Consider the following 16,834-nt stretch of genomic DNA (forward strand, 5'->3'; position numbering starts at 1 on the left):
GCCGGCCGGACCGGCCCCCGCGCCCGCCGGTGGGCACGCCGGCCCGGCCGGTGACGCTCGGGGATGACCCGCTCGCACCGAGGTGGTGCGGATGTCGGGTGAACGCGGGAACCGGCGGCGCACAGGGCGGCCGGGTCGCTCGCGCGGCCACTGTAGCGGCCGGATTCGGGCTGGTCAGCCCGCCTTCCGGGTGGTCGGAAGTGTTCGCCCGCCCGCTGCTCGCCATTCACCTCGGTCGGTCTGGCGGTTAACCCGCGAGCGCCGACCCGTTAACCCGCCGGGGTTAGCGTCTCACCCCGGTCGGCCGGCCGAGGGCCGCCCGTTCATCCACGATCACGGGAGCACCAAATTGAGTGAGTTGAATGGATCGTCCATTCTGATCACCGGGGGAACGGGTTCCTTCGGCAGGACCTTCCTCAAGCACATTCTCACCGAGGCCGACCCCGCCCGGGTGGTGGTCTTCTCCCGCGACGAGCTCAAGCAGTACGAGCTGCGCCAGCAACTCGGCGACGACCCGCGTCTGCGCTGGTTCATCGGCGACATCCGGGACCGGCACCGCCTCACCCGCGCCATGCACGGTGTGGACCACGTCGTGCACGCCGCCGCGCTCAAGCAGGTGGACACCGCGGAGTACAACCCCTCCGAGTTCATCGCCACCAACATCACCGGCTCCCAGCACGTGGTCGACGCCGCGATCGAGGCCGGCGTCCGGAAGGTCATCGCGCTCTCCACCGACAAGGCGTCAAGCCCGATCAACCTGTACGGCGCCACCAAGCTGGTCGGCGACAAGCTGTTCGTCTCGGCCAACCACTACGCCGCGCACCACCCGACCCGCTTCGCGGTGGTCCGCTACGGCAACGTGGTGGGCAGCCGCGGCTCGGTGGTCCCGCTGTTCCACCGGCTGGCCGCCGAGGGCAAGAGCCTGCCGATCACCGACAAGCGGATGACCCGGTTCTGGATCACCCTGGAGCAGGCCGTCCAGTTCGTCATGGACTCGTTCGACCAGATGCAGGGCGGCGAGCTGTTCGTACCGCGGATCCCCAGCATGCGGATCCTCGACCTGGTCGAGGCCGTCGCGCCGGAGGCCACCACGCACGAGATCGGCATTCGCCCCGGCGAGAAGCTGCACGAGGAGATGATCGCCCCGGACGACAGCCGGCGGACGCTGCGCGCCAAGGACCGCTACATCGTCCAGCCGACCATCGCCGGCTGGGGTTACCAGCCGCCGGTCGACTGCGAGCCGGTGCCGGACGGCTTCGCCTACCAGTCGGACACCAACGACGAGTGGCTCAGCGTCGACCAGCTACGCACCATGCTCGGCCTCACCGCGTGATGCCGATGCTCCCGTACGGCCGACAGTCGGTCACCGACGCGGACGTCGATGCCGTCTCGGCGGTGCTGCGCAGTGACTGGCTCACCACCGGCCCGCAGGTCGACGCCTTCGAGGCGGACCTGGCCGAGGTGACCGGCGGGGTCGGTGTCGCCGCCGTCTCCAACGGCACCGCCGCGCTGCACGTGGCGTACGCGGCGGCCGGTGTCGGCCCCGGCGACGAGGTGATCGTTCCGCCGATGACGTTCGTGGCGACCGCCAGCAGCGCAGTCGCCCTCGGCGCGAAGATCGTTTTCGCGGACGTGGAGGAGGAGACCTTCTGCCTCGACCCGGCCGCGGCGGCCGCCGCGGTCACCTCGCGGACGAAGGTGATCTCGGCGGTCGACTACGCCGGCCACCCGGCCGACTACGACGCCTTGCGCACGTCCGTCGAGGGCAGCGACGCGCTGCTGCTCGCCGACGCGGCGCACTCGATCGGCGGCACGTACCACGGCCGACCGGTCGGGTCGCTTGCCGACCTGACGACGTTCTCGTTCTTCCCGACGAAGAACCTCACCACCGCCGAGGGCGGCGGGGTCGCCGCGCTCGACCCGCAGATGCTGAAGCGGGCCCGCCGGTTCCGCGGCGTCGGCATGGTGCGCGAGCGCGACGACCTGCGCCGGCCCGACGAGGGCGGCTGGTTCTACGAGGTCCCCGAGTTCGGGCTGAACTACCGCCTGCCGGACGTGCTCTGCGCGCTGGGCCGCAGCCAACTGCGCCGGCTCGGTGAGTTCGTCACCCGCCGGGCCGAACTGGTCGCCCGCTACAACGAGGCGCTGGCCGGCCTGGACGGGGTGCGGCTGCCGGTCCAGCAACCGTGGGCCGAGCCGGCGTGGCACCTCTACCCGGTCCGCGTCCTGGATGGACGCCGCCGCGCGGTGTACGACGCGATGCGCGCGGCCGGCATCGGCGTCCAGGTCAACTACATCCCCGTGCACTGGCACCCGGCCTTCGCCGACCTGGGCTACCGTCGGGGCTCCTGCCCGGTGGCCGAGTCGTTCTACTCCCAACAGCTGTCGCTGCCGCTCTACCCGGGACTCAGCGACGCCGACCAGGACCGGGTCATCGACGCGCTGACCGCGTCTCTGCGGGTCGGCTCGGTGCGTTCCGCCGCCTGATGGGAATGTGATGCACCACGCCAACCACTTCTACGGCCACGCGCACGTCCTGGCCCGCTACGCCGGGCTCGGCGACCGCCACCCGCCCCGGATCAACGGGTACGTGCAGCACGGCTGGAACATCGGCGACGGCCTGGCCCCCGGCCACCCGTACGCCGACCGTACCCCGAGCCTGCTCTGGTCCGAGCAGACCCGCCGCCGCGCCTGGTCGGTGGGGCGGCGCAACGTGGTGGTGATCGGCGCCCCGTTCGTCTACCTGCTGGGCATGCGGCCCGAGGACCCGCCGACCGAGGAGCGCGAGGGCACCATCTGGTACCCGTTCCACGGTTGGGAGGGCCAACACGTCAAGGGTGACCACCGGGCGCTGATCGCCCTGATCCGGGACACCGAGCCCGGCCCGGTCACCGTCTGCCTCTACTGGCACGAGTACGGGATGCGCCACGTCCGCCGGCTCTACGAGCGCGCCGGGTTCCGGGTGATCTGCCACGGCTACCGGGGGCACTGGTGGAAGGACACCGACCCGGAGTTCCTCGACAAGCAGCTGACCGAGCTGCGCCGGCACCGCCGGGTAGCATCCAACCGCCTGACCAGCGCGATCTTCTACGGCATCGCGGCCGGCTGCGAACCAGCGGTGTACGGCGACCCGATGATCCTGTCCAACGAGGACCCGACCTTCGGCGGAACAGCCCGCATCCGGCGGCAGTGGCCGGAGTTGCACGGCACGGCGGTCGACCTGCCCACCGCGGTCGAGATCGCCCGCGCCGAACTGGGCACCGATCACCGCTGCACCCCCGCGGAGCTGCGTGAGCTGCTCGGCTGGGCGAACCTCCCGCAAGAGGAAGAGGACGACCGTGAAGACTGAGACGGCACCCGCCGGCCGGATGACCCTGCCGGGCGGCGAGATGCTGGCCTGGTCCGACCTTCCGAGGGAACGGTTGGCCGACGGAGGGCCCCTCGCCACGCTGGCCGCCCGGATCGTGCCGCCCGGCGGCCGGGTCCTGCTCGCCGGCCCGCACGACCCGGCGCTGCTCGACCGGCTCGCCCACGCCGAGGTGACCTGCCTGCTGCGCAGCCACCCGGACGCGGTGGCGCTGGCCGAGCGGGCCGCCCGCGTGGTGGTGGGTGGCCCGACCGGGCTACCCGACGACGAGACGTACGACGTGGTCATCGCCGGTGCCGGGCTGGACCCGGTGGAGTCGGTGGAGGGCACCCGACTCGGCTGGGACGGCGTGCTGGCGCGGCTGGCCGCGGCGGTGCGGCCGGGTGGCACGCTGCTGCTGCGCCTGGACAACCCGATCGGGCTGCACCGGCTGGTCGCAGCCACCCCCTGGTACGCCGGCCGCGACGACTCCGCCTGGGTCATCGGCGGGGTGCTGGACCAGACCCGTCCGGCCAACCGGGACCAGCTGCGCGAGCGGCTCACCGGCGCCGGGCTGCACCCGAGCGCCTGCTGGGCCGCGTACCCCGATGGTGGAACCGCGACGGCGCTGCTCGACGCCGACCAGCTCGACCGGGGCGCGGGCTCGGGGCTGTTCGACGCGGTGCTGCACGGCGCCTGCGCCGGGGCCTTCGGCACCGCGACGGTTCTCCAGGACCCGGCCCGGCTGGCGGTGGACGCGCTGCACGCGGGGCGGGCCGCCGACCTCGCGCCGGGCTGGCTGATGCTCGCCAGCCGACCGGGCGGCCCGGACGCCCCGGTCACGCCGGCCGACGGTGACCTGCCGGTGGCGCTGGTGCAGACCGGGCGGCCCGGAACCGGTTTGCTGGAGGTGCTGGACGGCCCGTCGGGCTGGCGGTGGGGCCGCGTCGCCGGGGGTGATGCGGCCGCGCCGGCCGCCAGTCGCGAGGCGGCGTACCGGGACCCCGAGGCGTTGTCCGGGCCGGTGCCGTCCGGACGGCTGCTGCGCACCCTGCTGCTCGACGCCGCGCTGCGCCGCGACCTGACGACGCTGCGCACGCTGCTGCACGGGTACGCGGGCTGGCTCGCCGACCAGGCCGACAGCGACGGCCGACTGGCCGGCGCGGTGGCGCTGGCCAGCACCGACAACGTGGTGGTCAGCGGCGAGCGCTACGCGGTGCTCGACCCGAGCTGGCGGGCCACCGGCACGCTGCCCGGCGACGTGGTGCTGGCCCGCGGCCTGTGGCGCTTCGCGGCGGGCCTGCTCACCGGTGGGTACGCCCACCCGTGGCCGTCCACCCTCGACGTGGCGGGTCTGACGGTGGTCCTCGGCGGGCTCGCCGGGCACGAACTCGACCGGGCGACCGTGGCCGAGGCGGTGCGGGCCGAGGCGGCGATCACGGCCACGCTGCAGGGCCTGGACGCCGACGGTCAGACGAACCTCGCCAGCGAACTACGGGCTGTCGAGCCGACCGACCCACCGGTCGGCTCGCACAGCTACCAACAGCTGCGCGAGGCGTGGCTGCGCCAGCGCGAGGAGATCAGCCGGCTCGTGGCGCTGACCAGATGGACCGACGAGCTGCTCACCTCCCGGGAACGCGCGCTGCGCCGGGCCGAGGCGAAGATCGGCCTGCTCAGCGGGTCCATCAGCTACCGTGTCGGCCGGCTGGCCATCACCCCCGCCCGGCTCGCCAAGCGGGGTGCCCGGGCTGCCAAACGCCGGGCACGCGCCGCGCTCGCGCCGAGGCAGGAGGAGCAGCGGTGACCGGCGACAGCCACGCCCTCGTCGGTGCCGAGACGACGGGTGGGACGGCCCCGACGGCCGACACGGGGGTGGCCGTCGGGGCACAGACCGCCGGGCCGCAGGGCGGCGGGCTTCGCGCCGTCGGGGCGCAAGCCGGCGGGCCGCTCGCCGTCGGGGCGCAAGCCGGCGGGCCGCTCGCCGTCGGGGCGCAAGCCGGCGGGCCGCTCGCCGTCGGGGCGCAAGCCGGCGGGCCGCAAGTCGGCGGGCCGCGCATCGTCGGGATCGTGCAGGCCCGGATGGGCTCGTCGCGGCTGCCCGGCAAGGTGCTCCGCCCGCTCGCAGGGCGATCCGTGCTGGGCCGGGTGGTGCGGGCCGCCCGGGACAGCGGCGTCCTCGCCGACCTGGTGGTCGCGACCAGCACGGACCCGGTCGACGACGCGGTGGTGGCCGAGTGCCGGCGACTGGACGTCCCGTGCCACCGCGGGCCGGTCGACGACGTGCTGGGCCGGTTCGTGGGTGCCCTGGCGGCGTACCCGGGAGACGCGGTCATGCGGTTCACGGCCGACTGTCCACTGCTCGACCCGGAGATCATCACACTGGTCGCCTCCGTGTACCGGGCTGTGCCGGGCCTGGACTACGCGAGCACGTCGATCGCCCGCACCCTGCCCCGAGGGCTGGACGTCGAGATCATCCGCGCGGAGACGCTGCGTACCCTCGACCGGCTCGCCACCGGGCACCACCGAGTGCACGTGACCTCGTACGCGTACACCCATCCGGAGCTGTTCCGGGTGCTCGGGGTGACCCTCACGCCGGACCGTTCGGCGCTGCGGCTGACCCTCGACACCGAACAGGACTGGGCGCTCGTGAGCGCGGTGACCGACCACTTCGGCGACGTCAGCGTGCCGCTGGCCAATCTCGCCGACTGGCTGGACGGGCAGCCCCGGCTGCGGGCGCTCAACGCCGACGTACGGCAGAAGCGGTTGGAGGAGTCCTGAGCACGCTACGCGTCGGACTGCGCTGCGACGCCGGGCCGCAGCGCGGTGTCGGGCACCTCGTCCGCTGCCTCGCGCTCGCCGAGGAGTTCCTGGCCCGCGGCGCCCACGTCGCGGTGTTCGGCACGGTGGAGCGGCTCGACTGGGCCACCGCCGAGTTGGCCGCTCGCGGTATCGGACTGCACCCGGGCCCCGAGTCGCCGGCCGACCTGGTCGAGGCAGCTCGGCGGCACGACCTGGACGTGCTGGTCCTCGACTCCTACGAGCTGGACCCGGCCGGGGCGGGTGCGCTACGCGCCGCCGGGGTGTTCACCCTCGCCATCGTCGACGGGGACAGCCGGGGTCAGGACGCCGACCTCTACCTCGACCAGAACTTCGGGGCGAAGCTTGCGACACTGCCCGGGCGGCTGCTCGTCGGCAGCGGGTACGCCCTGCTGCGCGACTCAGTCGTGGCCGCCCGACCGGCAACGCCCCGACCCGCCACGGCCGTCAGCCGGCCCCGGGTGCTGGCCTTCTTCGGCGGAACCGACGCCCTCGGCGCCGCCCCGGTGCTGACCCGGGTGCTGCTGGCCACCGGCCACCCGATGGACCTCACGGTCGTCGTCGGCAGACCCGAGATCGAGGCCGAACTGGAGGAGATCACCCCCGGCCGGGGGCAACTCGTCCGTACCGTCCCACCCACCGGCTCACTGCCGTCGCTGATCACCGAGGCGGACCTGGTGGTCAGCGCCGCCGGCACCTCGACGTGGGAGCTGTGCTGCCTCGGCGCACCCGCCGCGCTGGTCTGCGTGGTCGACAACCAACGCGAGTCGTACGCCCGGGTGGTCCAGCACGGCCTGACCGCCGGCCTCGGCGAACTGCCGGAGCTGACCGCCGCCGGCCTGCCCGGACGCACCGCCCGCGCGGCGGCGGCACGGACCCTGCACGGGCTGCTCAGCTCACCGCCGCGCCGCGCCGCGCTGGCCGCCCGAGCCTGGTCCACCGTCGACGGGCAGGGCCGGGCCCGAGTCGTGGACGCGGTGTTCGAGTCCGTACGCCCGGCGGCTGACCGCCATGGTCACGCTCGATCCTGGAAATAGTCCCCTCGATCCGCGCGGATGGCACTACATCGAGGATCGAGCACGACCTTGAGGGATGCGCGGGACGCGGGCATAGCACGGGTGTACGAATGTGCTGTTAGGGTGGCCGCATGACGCAGGCCGCCTACCAGCCGTCGATGCTCGACCTCGCCGACGCCGGGCCGGCCCTGGGGCCGCTGGCCGGTCAGATCCGCCGGCACCAGCTCAGCCGGGGCGCCTGGGTCGACCACCTGCCCGGCTGGGTGCGCGGCTCCGACGCGGTCCTCGACACCCTGCTCACCGAGGTGCCCTGGCGGGCCGAGCGACGCACCATGTACGACAGCGAGGTCGACGTGCCCCGCCTGCTGTGCTGGTACGCCGCCGACCGGCAACTGCCGCACCCTGTGCTCACCGCGGCACGGGCGGCCCTGACCCGCCACTACGCTCCCGAGCTGGGCGAGCCGTTCGTCACCGCCGGCATGTGCCTCTACCGTTCCGGCCGCGACAGCGTCGCCTGGCACGGCGACACCATCGGCCGCTCCGCGCACAGCGACACCATCGTCGCGATCGTCTCGTTCGGGTCACCCCGACCGCTGCTGCTCCGTCCGCGCGGCGGTGGCGACAGCCTGCGCTTCCCGGTGGGCCACGGCGACCTCATCGTCATGGGCGGCTCCTGCCAACGCACCTGGGAACACGCCATCCCCAAGACCGCCCGCCCGGTCGGGCCCCGGGTGAGCGTCCAGTTCCGCCCCATCAACGTCGCCTAACCCCCGCCCCCTCCCCGCCCTCTCCCCGGCCCACCCCGCCCTCACCGTTGATCATGAAGTTATTGCCGCGACGCGCCGAGGCGAGAGGCAATAACTTCATGATCAACCGGCGGGGGCGGGGCAGGGGAGGGGGAGGGTGGGGGTTAGTCGCGTTCGATCAGGTGGCCGATGACCGTTGGGCCGAGCATCACCGCGAAGCCGCTGCCGTCGCGGCGGGGGTCGGCGGCGGGCAGCTCGACCGGCTCACCGGTGCCGGTCGCGCCGACCGGGCGCGGCCCCACCCAGGCGACCGCGACGTCCGTCTCGTCCTTGAGGAAGCGGTGCGCCCGCACGCCGCCTGTCGCTCGGCCCTTCGCCGGGTACGCCTTGAACGGCGTCACCTTGACCGTCGCCCCGGTGGACGTGACGACCATCGGCTCACCGTGCCCCGGGTCGTCGGTGCGTACCGCCCCGAAGAAGACCACCCGTGCCCCGGCCGGCAGGTTGATGCCGGCCATTCCGCCACCCTTGAGGCCCTGCGGGCGGACCACCCCGGCGGCGAAGCGCAGCAGCGACGCCTCCGAGGTGACGAAGGCCAGCGTCTCGGCGCCGTCGGTCAGCCAGGCCGCCCCGATCACCTCGTCGCCGTCGCGCAGGCCGATCACGTCGAACTCGTCGGACCGCACCGGCCACTCCGGCGAGCAGATCTTCACCACGCCCTGCCGGGTGCCCAGCGCCAGCCCGGGCGAGCCGTCCGCCGGCCCACCGAGCGGGGCCAGGCCGACCACGGTCTCCCCCGCCTCCAGCGGCACCAACTCGGCGGCCGACATGCCGCCGCGCAACGACACCGTGCCGGCCTGCTCGGGCAGCACCGGCAGCGGCAACACATCGATCTTGAAGGCGCGGCCGGCGCTGGTCACCAGGAGCACCCGGCCACGGGCGGTGGAGTGCACGATCGCGCGTACCGTGTCGTGCTTGACCCGGCCGTTGCGCCGGCGCCCCTCGGCGCTCTCCTCCGACTCGGCCGCGGTCCGGGCGACCAGCCCGGTGGCGGAGAGGATCACCTGGCACGGGTCGTCGGCGACCTCCAGTGGGCCGGCCGGCGCGGACGCGGCCAGCACCTCCTTGAGGTCACCGTCGACAAGCGTCGTACGCCGGTCGGTGCCGAACTGCTTGACCACGGCCGCCAGCTCGTCGGAGACCAGCTTCTTGAGCACCCGCTCGTCGTCGAGGATCGCGGACAGCTCGGCGATCTCGGCGCGCAGACGCTCCTGCTCGGCCTCCAACTCGATCCGGTCGAACTTCGTCAACCGGCGTAGCGGAGTGTCCAGGATGTAGGTGGCCTGGATGTCGGAGAGACCGAACTGGCTCATCAGCCCGTCCTTGGCGGCCTGCGCGTCGTCGCTGCCCCGGATCAGCCGAACCACCCGGTCGATGTCGAGCAGCGCGATCAGCAGACCGTCGACCAGGTGCAGCCGCTCCTGACGCTTACGGCGGCGGAACGAGGTGCGCCGGGTGACCACCTCGTACCGGTGGGCCAGGAAGACCTCCAGCAACGCCTTGAGCCCGAGGGTACGCGGCTGCCCGTCGACCAGGACCAGGTTGTTGACGCCGAAGGACTGCTCCAGCGGGGTCAACCGGTAGAGGTCGGCGAGCAGCGCCTGCGGGTTGACCCCCACCTTGCACTCGACGACGAGTCGGGTGCCGCTCTCGCGGTCGGTGAGGTCCTTGACGTCGGCGATCCCGGTCAGCCGCTTGGTCTTGGTGACCTCGTTGGTGATCGCCGCGATGACCTTCTCCGCGCCCACGCCGTAGGGCAACTCGACCACGGTAATCGCCTGACGGCCCCGGCTGCCCTCGATCGGGCCGATCTCCACCTTGCCGCGCATCCGCACCACGCCACGCCCGGTCTCGTACGCCCGGCGCACCTCGTCCAAGCCGAGCAGCACGCCACCGGTGGGCAGGTCGGGACCGGGGACGAACTCCATGAGCCGGTCCAGAGTGGCGTCCGGGTGGTTGATCAGCCAGCGGGCGGCGGAGACCACCTCGGCCAGGTTGTGCGGGATCATGTTGGTGGCCATCCCGACCGCGATCCCGGACGCGCCGTTGACCAGCAGGTTGGGGAATGCGGCCGGCAGCACGGTCGGTTGGGTCAGCGACCCGTCGTAGTTGGGCTCGACGTCGACGGTGTCCTCGCCCAGCTCACCGACGAGCAGCATCGCCTCGCGGGACATCCGCGCTTCGGTGTATCTGCTCGCTGCCGGGCCATCGTCTGGAGATCCAAAATTTCCATGCCCATCGATAAGGGGCACGTTGAGCGAGAAGTCCTGCGCGAGGCGGACCATGGCGTCATAGATCGCCGTATCGCCATGCGGATGGTACTTTCCCATCGTATCCCCGACAATTCGGGCAGACTTCACATGCCCGCGATCCGGGCGGTAGCCCTGCTCGTACATCGACCACAGGATGCGCCGGTGCACGGGCTTGAGGCCGTCGCGCGCGTCCGGCAGAGCGCGGGAGTGGATGACCGAGAACGCGTACTCCAGGTAGGAGTCGGAAACCTCGGTTACCAGCGGATTGTCGAAGACCCGCGCGCCAGCCTGGTCGAACGAGGAGAGATCGACCTTGTTTTCCTTACGGCGTGCCATGGTTCAGCTCTTCCTTCTGCCGTCAGGCGTCGATGGCGTCACGGTCGACGCGGTCGGCGGAGTCGATCAGCCAGTTGCGGCGCGGCTCGACCTTCTCCCCCATCAGCAGTTCGAGGATCCGTTCGGCGGCGTCCACGTCCTCGATGGTGATCCGGCGTACGGCGCGGGTGGCCGGGTTCATCGTGGTGTCCCACAGCTCGTCGGCGTCCATCTCACCGAGACCCTTGAAGCGTGGGATGGGCGTGACAATCTGCTTGCCGGCTTTCTCCAGCTTGCGGACCGTCGTCTCCATCTCGGCCTGCGTGTAGGTGTAGACGGTCTGCGGGTTGCGCCCCTTGGTAGTGATCTTGTGCAGGGGCGGCATCGCGGCGTAGAGCCGGCCGGCCTCGATCAGCGGGCGCATGTACCGGGCGAAGAGAGTGATCAGCAGCGTACGGATGTGCGCGCCGTCCACGTCGGCGTCGGCCATGATCAGCACCCGGCCGTAGCGCAGCGCGGACAGGTCGAACGTCCGCCCCGAGCCGGCACCGAGCACCTGGACGATGGCCGCGCACTCGGCATTGTCCAGAACCTGCTGGAGGTTGGCCTTCTGCACATTGAGGATCTTGCCCCGGATCGGCAGCAGCGCCTGGTATTCCGAGGAGCGGGCCATCCGGCTCGTCCCGAGGGCGCTGTCACCCTCCACGATGAACAGTTCGCTGCGGTCGATGCCGGTGGCCCGGCAGTCGACCAGCTTCGGCGGCATCGACGCGCCCTCCAGGGCGGTCTTGCGCCGGGCGGCGTCCTTCTGTTGCTTCTGGGTGAGCCGCACCCGCGCCGCGTCGACGATCTTCTGTAGGACGACGCGCGCCTCGGCCTTGGTGCGCCGGTCGTCCAGCCACGCCTTGACGTGCGCGTCGACGAGGGACTGGATCACCTTGGTGATGCCGGTGGTGGAGAGCTCGTCCTTGGTCTGCGAGGTGAACTGCGGCTCCGGGATCCGCACGTGCACCACCGCGGTCATGCCCTCCAGGACGTCGTCCAGGGTGGGCGGCTCCTCCTTGGCCTTGAGCAGCCCGCGGGTGTTGCGGACGGCGTCGCCGAGGGAGCGGACCAGGGCCCGCTCGAAGCCCTTGCGGTGGGTGCCGCCGTGCGCGTTGCGGATGGTGTTGGTGAAGCACTCGACGGTGCGCTCGTAGCCGGTGCCCCAGCGGAACGCCACCTCGACCTCGGCGCGGCGCTGCACGTTGGACTGCATGACGCCGTTGGCGTCGGCGGCGTTCTCCCGGTATGCGCCCTCGCCGTTGACGAGCAGGATGCCGGAGACGGGCCGGTCGCCGGCCGGGGCGAGGAACTCCACCATGTCGCTGAGCCCGTTGGGGTAGTGGAACCGCTCCTCGACGGGCGTCTCGCCGGTCAGGTCGCGCAGCAGGTAGCTCACGCCGGGGACCAGGAACGCGGTGTTGCGCAGCTTCGTGCGGACGGCGTCGACGTCGAGCGCCGCGCCGGTCTCGAAGTAGCGGGCGTCGTGCCACCAGCGGATCGAGGTGCCGGTGCGGTGGCCGCGCTTCATCGCGCCGGTCACCTGGAGGCCGGGGCCGGCGGTGAAGGGCGCCTGCGGGCCGTCGCCGTCGAAGATCCCGGGGACGCCGTGCCGGAACGACATCGCGTGGACCTTGCCGCCGCGGCGGACGGTCACGTCGAACCGGCGGGAGAGCGCGTTGACCGCCGAGGCGCCGACGCCGTGCAGGCCGCCGGAGGTCTTGTAGCCGGAGCCGCCGAACTTGCCGCCCGCGTGCAGTCGGGTGAGCACCAGCTCGACGCCGGAGATGCCGGACTTGGCGTGCACGTCGGTGGGGATCCCGCGACCGTCGTCGTCGACCTGCACCGAGCCGTCGGCGTGCAGCGTCACCTCGACCTTGGTGGCGTGGCCGGCGACACCCTCGTCGGTCGAGTTGTCGAGGATCTCGTTGACGAGGTGACCCACGCCACGGCTGTCGGTGGAACCGATGTACATGCCGGGCCGCTTGCGGACGGCGTCCAGCCCCTCAAGGTGGGTGAGGTCATCGGCCCCGTACAGGGTGTCAGGCTCTGCGGTCAACTGGTCGTACTCCCCGGTCTCGGCGGTCTGCTGCCGGTCACCGGCGAGATCAGCCGGCGTGGCGCGCCGCAGCGAGCCTAGCCCGAGGCCCAGACAACATCCGTAGGCCCCGCGCGACCCGCCGCGCGGCGGCCCCCGAACGTGAGCCAGGAAACACCCCACCGGTACGCGGGTCGGCGGTTGCGTCCCGGGCAGCCTGCTGGCCGTCCAGCCGCACGGCCGTGTCTTTCATCGAACGATTCTGTTACGGGCCATTGACGCCCGTCACACGCGGGTGATGTGATCGCGCCCTCAGAGAATCTTTCATCTTTCGATGGATGGGGGCCCCATGCCCAGAATCCGGCGTACCGCGCTCGCCGCGGCACTCACGATCGTCACGGCCGCGTTGTCGACGGCCGTCGCGCTGCCCACTCCCGCGGTGGCCGCGCTGCCCACCGCCGCGGTGGCCCTCGGTGACAGCTTCATCAGTGGCGAGGGCGCCGGGGCGTACACCCCGGTGGTCGACGCCAACGGAGTCGCCCAGGGCTTCCCGGGCTGGACGGCTCCCAACAACAACGCGTACTTCTGCCACCGGTCGGCGAACGCCTCGCTGCACAAGGCCAACCTGCCGGGCATCCAGAACCGGTTCAACCTGGCGTGCTCCGGCGGCCAGCCACACGACATCGCCAACGCCTCCGGCGCGCGGGCCAACGGCCGTACGGTGGCCGCGCAGCTCGCCCAACTGCGTGCCGTCGCGCAGACCCAGGACATCGACCTGGTGCTGATCGGCCTCGGGTCCAACAACAGCTCGTTCACGTTCGGCAGCGTCGCGGAGAAGTGCGCCAACCGCTTCATCGCCGACGCCTGGACCGGCTGGTGGGAGTTCTGGGCATACCTGGGTGGCCCGGTGGAGCAGAAGCCGTGCACCGACGCCGACCTGGCCACCGCCGCGCAGCTCAGCGCCGCCACCGCGGAGACCACCGCCGCCGTACGACAACTGCTGACCACTCTCGACCAGGTGGACGCGGACGGGCAGCACCGGGTGGTGTTCCAGGACTACACCAACCCGCTGCCGTTGGACCTGAACTCGACGTTCCACACCGAGGACGGCCGCGACGACACCCGGGACAAGTTCCGCGACCTCGGGGCCGAGCGGTACGCGGCCGGCTGCCCGATCCACCGGGCCAGCCTCGCTCCCGGGCACCGCTTCTCGCAGGGCCTGGGCACCATCGTGAAGACCACCCGGGACACGCTGGCCGCCGAGTTCCCGGCCGACGACCTGGTCTACCTCAACGTGCAGCGGGCCTTCGACGGCGCTCGGCTCTGCGAGACGACGACCAGCCCCACCGGCGCGCTGGCCACCCCGATCCGGTTGCAGGACAGCAACCCGAACGGCACCTTCGTCACCAGCCTCTCCGGCAAGGACAAGATCGCGATTCAGCGGATCGCCAACACGTGCGTCAGCTACTTCCAGACCTGCCAGGAGTCGTGGCACCCGAACGCCACCGGGCACCAGGTGCTCGGCCAGTGCCTCGCCGGCGCGGCGGCCACCAGCGCCCGCGCGGTGAGCTGCGTCCGGGCCGGCAACGGCGCCATCTCCGTCTCCTGAGGCGTCCGCGTCACCGGAGGCCCCGCCACCCCGGCGGGGCCTCCGTCGCGTCCGGCCGCCCGACCCCTGCGGCTACCAGCCGGTAACCTCGCGCGGCTAGGCTGAGCCGGTGAACGGTGACCCGGAGTACGCGCAGGAGTTCATCGAGGTCGACGGCGCCCGGATCGGTGTGCAGATCTATCCGGAGCCGGACGGCCCGGAGGGCGCGCCCGTCGTGGTGATCTGGCCCGCGATGGGGGTCCGGGCCCGCTACTACCGGCCGTTCGCCGCCGAGCTGCGCGCCGCCGGGCTGGCCGTGGTGGTCGCCGACCTGCGCGGCACCGGGACGAGCACCCCCGCGCCGAGCCGCGCCGACCGGTACGGCTACACCGAGCTGGCCGGCGACGTGGGCGCCGTCCTGGCCGCGCTGAAGCCTCGCCTGGACGGGCGTACCCGACTGCTGCTCGGCCACTCCCTCGGCGGCCAGGCCGCGCTGCTACACCTCGCCCTCGACGGCGGCGACGCGGTCGACGGATTGGCGCTGATCGCGGTCGGCATCCCCTACTGGCGCAGCTACCCGGGCCCGCGAGGGTTCGGCGTGCTGCCGTACACCCAGGGGATCGCCGCCACCGCGGCGCTGCTCGGCGTCTGGCCGGGGTGGGGTTTCGGTGGCCGGCAGGCACGCGGCGTGATCCGCGACTGGGCGCACACCGCGCGGACCGGCCGTTTCCCCCGCCTCGACGGTACGGACACCGAGGCGGCGGTACGCGCCGTGCGGACGCCGGTGCTCGCGATCAGCGTGGACGACGACCAGTACACCCCGCACGAGACCGTGGACCACCTCTGCGCGAAGCTCGCCGCCGCCCCGGTGACCCGGCAGCGCTACACGGCGACGCAGGCTGGCGCGGCGTTGGACCACTTCACCTGGGTACGCGCGAGCACCCCGCTGGCGCAGCAGGTGGCCCACTTCGCCGGCAACCTGCCGCCCCGCTGAGTCGCACCGAGCGCCCTCGGTTCACTCATCCTCCAGCGGGACCAACTCGTCGTCGCGTTCCACCTGGATCTCCGCGTGATCCTTGCGCGGTGCGACCTCCGCGGTGTTCCGGTGTGGGTCGTTGCCCGGGTGCATGAGCACTGCGTCTGTTTTGGGGGTCTTCTCTCGGCTCTCGTCCGGCTGCGACATCGCGTTCCCCTCTCGTCGGCGACGCTCGGGGTCTACCCGCCACCGCCCCGACGACTCCTGTCCCGGAGCTCCGGACCCGGATGTCCGTGACGTGCCCGCTGGGACAGGGATCGGCCAGCCCGGGGCGGGGTTAGCCACCCGGGCGGCGGGTAAGCCGCAGCGCCCGACACGGCGGAAGGGGATCAGATGTCCGAACGGCATACCGCACTGCGCTCCATGCACGATCTGGGCCTGGCGGCCTGGTTCGGAGGCTCCCTGATGGGAGCACTGGGCGTCAACGGCGCAGCGGCGAAAATCAACGACTCGACCCAGCGGCTCCCGGTCGCATCGGCGGGATGGTCCAAGTGGACTCCGGTCAACGCGGCCGCGATCGGCGCCCACCTGGCCGGTGCGGTCGGCGAACTGGTGACGGAGAGCCCACGGGTGGCCGCCCAGTCCGGGGTGGCCCGGGCCAGCGCCCTCAAGACGGCGTTGACGATCGGCGCGCTCGCGGTGACCGGCTACAGCCGCCTGGTCGGCATGCGGCTGGAGAAGGCGGGCAGCCCACCGGTGAACGGCACCACCGAGCCGAATCACCAGACACCGGCCAGCGTGGCCTCCTCACAGCGGCAGATGAAGCTGCTCCAGTGGGCCGTTCCGGCGATAACCGGAACCCTGGTGGTGGTGACCGCGTACATGGGCGAGCAACAGAAGCCCGGCCAGGTTCTCCGGGGAATTCTCAGTCGGTCCGGTGGGCTGATGAGCGCCCCGAAGTCGATGGCCAAGATGGGCATGAACATGGGGATGGGCGCCGGCAAGCGACCAATGGCGATGGCCGGGCGCTGACCGCCCGGCCCGGCCGGCGTCCCGCCGACACCTCGACGGCGGGGCTCCGGCCGGCCTACGCCGGGCCAACCCCGGGTACGACGCCACCGTCACCCGCACGGCACAGCAGGCCGGCGGGCACAGCAGGCCGGGAGGCACAGCGGTCCGAGGACGGGCAATCGTCCGCCGGTTGCGGCGGACCGACGAGCGAGGTGGCCATGACGGCACACGAGGGACGCAGTGGCGAGGGCGACCGGCTGGAGCCGGAGGCGACCCAGCCGTGGAAGGCCGACGACGGCTTCGACGCCGAAGCGCCCTGGGGCACCGACGAGGACTCGCCGCTGGACGAGGGCAGCGAGGAGACCGCGGTGCCGCCGGGGCGGCGCGGGGAGCGCCGCGCGGGAGCCGCGGCGGGCCGGCACGACCCGGCCGGACGGCACGGCTTCGGCTCGGTGGAACCGACGCGTACGACAGCGGCCGGACCGACCGCGCCTCCGGACCCGGCTCCGAGCGGCCGGTCCTTTCCCGACGACGCGGACGTCAACGACCGAACACAGGACGCCCTGCGCAGCCGGGGCCGACGCTCCTGAGGCACCCGCCGGCCCGACCCACGCGCTGGCTGCCCGC

14 protein-coding genes are annotated in these 16,834 nt (G+C 72.5%); 11 read left to right on the forward strand and 3 right to left on the reverse strand.

What is annotated here, in order from left to right; translation table 11 throughout:
* The first annotated feature begins 349 nt into the window (after positions 1-349).
* The 7 genes from pseB (at position 350) to ABZ780_RS27795 (ending at position 7,946) form a co-directional block, all read left to right on the forward strand.
* On the forward strand, positions 350-1,333 hold the full coding sequence (pseB, locus tag ABZ780_RS27765) for a UDP-N-acetylglucosamine 4,6-dehydratase (inverting) (RefSeq protein ID WP_357005889.1): 984 nt from the start codon (positions 350-352) through the stop codon (positions 1,331-1,333).
* Positions 1,330-2,487, forward strand: coding sequence for an aminotransferase class I/II-fold pyridoxal phosphate-dependent enzyme (locus ABZ780_RS27770; protein WP_357487974.1), 1,158 nt, complete (start codon positions 1,330-1,332; stop codon positions 2,485-2,487). The genes pseB and ABZ780_RS27770 overlap by 4 nt, the downstream gene beginning before the upstream one ends.
* A gap of 10 nt (positions 2,488-2,497) precedes the next feature.
* Positions 2,498-3,349: a hypothetical protein gene (locus tag ABZ780_RS27775; RefSeq protein ID WP_357487975.1), complete on the forward strand. Its 852-nt coding sequence runs from the start codon at positions 2,498-2,500 to the stop codon at positions 3,347-3,349.
* Entirely contained in the window at positions 3,339-5,150 is a 1,812-nt protein-coding gene (locus ABZ780_RS27780; protein WP_357487976.1) for a class I SAM-dependent methyltransferase, read from the forward strand. Before ABZ780_RS27775 ends, ABZ780_RS27780 begins: the two co-directional genes overlap by 11 nt.
* 251 nt (positions 5,151-5,401) lie before the next feature.
* Positions 5,402-6,124, forward strand: coding sequence for a glycosyltransferase family protein (locus tag ABZ780_RS27785; RefSeq protein ID WP_357488024.1), 723 nt, complete (start codon positions 5,402-5,404; stop codon positions 6,122-6,124).
* The gene (locus tag ABZ780_RS27790) at positions 6,121-7,200 is read left to right on the forward strand and encodes a spore coat protein (protein WP_357488025.1); all 1,080 of its coding nucleotides are present in this window, start codon (positions 6,121-6,123) and stop codon (positions 7,198-7,200) included. The genes ABZ780_RS27785 and ABZ780_RS27790 overlap by 4 nt, the downstream gene beginning before the upstream one ends.
* Before the next feature lie 110 nt (positions 7,201-7,310).
* On the forward strand, positions 7,311-7,946 hold the full coding sequence (locus ABZ780_RS27795; RefSeq protein ID WP_357005883.1) for an alpha-ketoglutarate-dependent dioxygenase AlkB: 636 nt from the start codon (positions 7,311-7,313) through the stop codon (positions 7,944-7,946).
* 143 nt (positions 7,947-8,089) lie between these two features.
* Here ABZ780_RS27795 and ABZ780_RS27800 read toward each other — a convergent pair whose 3' ends face one another.
* Together ABZ780_RS27800 and ABZ780_RS27805 are read right to left on the reverse strand one after the other, a co-directional pair.
* Positions 8,090-10,573, reverse strand: coding sequence for a DNA topoisomerase IV subunit A (locus ABZ780_RS27800; protein ID WP_357487977.1), 2,484 nt, complete (start codon positions 10,571-10,573; stop codon positions 8,090-8,092).
* 22 nt (positions 10,574-10,595) lie between these two features.
* Complete coding sequence (locus ABZ780_RS27805) at positions 10,596-12,653, reverse strand: DNA topoisomerase IV subunit B (RefSeq protein ID WP_357487978.1); 2,058 nt, start codon at positions 12,651-12,653, stop codon at positions 10,596-10,598.
* A gap of 328 nt (positions 12,654-12,981) precedes the next feature.
* Here ABZ780_RS27805 and ABZ780_RS27810 point away from each other — a divergent pair, with 328 nt between their 5' ends.
* Together ABZ780_RS27810 and ABZ780_RS27815 are read left to right on the forward strand one after the other, a co-directional pair.
* Positions 12,982-14,241 (forward strand): hypothetical protein, encoded by a 1,260-nt coding sequence (locus ABZ780_RS27810; protein ID WP_357487979.1) that lies wholly within the window; start codon positions 12,982-12,984, stop codon positions 14,239-14,241.
* 109 nt (positions 14,242-14,350) lie between these two features.
* Entirely contained in the window at positions 14,351-15,214 is an 864-nt protein-coding gene (locus ABZ780_RS27815) for an alpha/beta fold hydrolase (protein WP_357487980.1), read from the forward strand.
* A gap of 21 nt (positions 15,215-15,235) precedes the next feature.
* Here the strand turns inward: ABZ780_RS27815 and ABZ780_RS27820 are convergent, their stop codons facing one another.
* Positions 15,236-15,403: a hypothetical protein gene (locus tag ABZ780_RS27820; protein WP_357487981.1), complete on the reverse strand. Its 168-nt coding sequence runs from the start codon at positions 15,401-15,403 to the stop codon at positions 15,236-15,238.
* Between the two features lie 186 nt (positions 15,404-15,589).
* On the opposite strand from ABZ780_RS27820, the gene ABZ780_RS27825 reads away from it, so the two are divergent.
* Entirely contained in the window at positions 15,590-16,228 is a 639-nt protein-coding gene (locus ABZ780_RS27825; RefSeq protein WP_357005864.1) for a hypothetical protein, read from the forward strand.
* A 197-nt stretch (positions 16,229-16,425) separates the two neighbouring features.
* Complete coding sequence (locus ABZ780_RS27830) at positions 16,426-16,797, forward strand: hypothetical protein (RefSeq protein WP_357005861.1); 372 nt, start codon at positions 16,426-16,428, stop codon at positions 16,795-16,797.
* Positions 16,798-16,834: the final 37 nt, after the last annotated feature.

The sequence above is a fragment of the Micromonospora sp. NPDC047467 genome (assembly GCF_040643095.1).
GTDB lineage: Bacteria > Actinomycetota > Actinomycetes > Mycobacteriales > Micromonosporaceae > Micromonospora.

What these genes read in the sequence shown, in the direction of transcription:
- ABZ780_RS27830 (WP_357005861.1), top strand. Translation starts at nt 16,426, where the DNA reads ATGACGGCACACGAGGGACGCAGTGGCGAGGGCGACCGGCTGGAGCCG.
- ABZ780_RS27775 (WP_357487975.1), top strand. Translation starts at nt 2,498, where the DNA reads ATGCACCACGCCAACCACTTCTACGGCCACGCGCACGTCCTGGCCCGC.
- ABZ780_RS27810 (WP_357487979.1), top strand. Translation starts at nt 12,982, where the DNA reads ATGCCCAGAATCCGGCGTACCGCGCTCGCCGCGGCACTCACGATCGTC.
- ABZ780_RS27800 (WP_357487977.1), bottom strand. Translation starts at nt 10,573, where the DNA reads ATGGCACGCCGTAAGGAAAACAAGGTCGATCTCTCCTCGTTCGACCAG.
- ABZ780_RS27795 (WP_357005883.1), top strand. Translation starts at nt 7,311, where the DNA reads ATGACGCAGGCCGCCTACCAGCCGTCGATGCTCGACCTCGCCGACGCC.
- ABZ780_RS27820 (WP_357487981.1), bottom strand. Translation starts at nt 15,403, where the DNA reads ATGTCGCAGCCGGACGAGAGCCGAGAGAAGACCCCCAAAACAGACGCA.
- ABZ780_RS27825 (WP_357005864.1), top strand. Translation starts at nt 15,590, where the DNA reads ATGTCCGAACGGCATACCGCACTGCGCTCCATGCACGATCTGGGCCTG.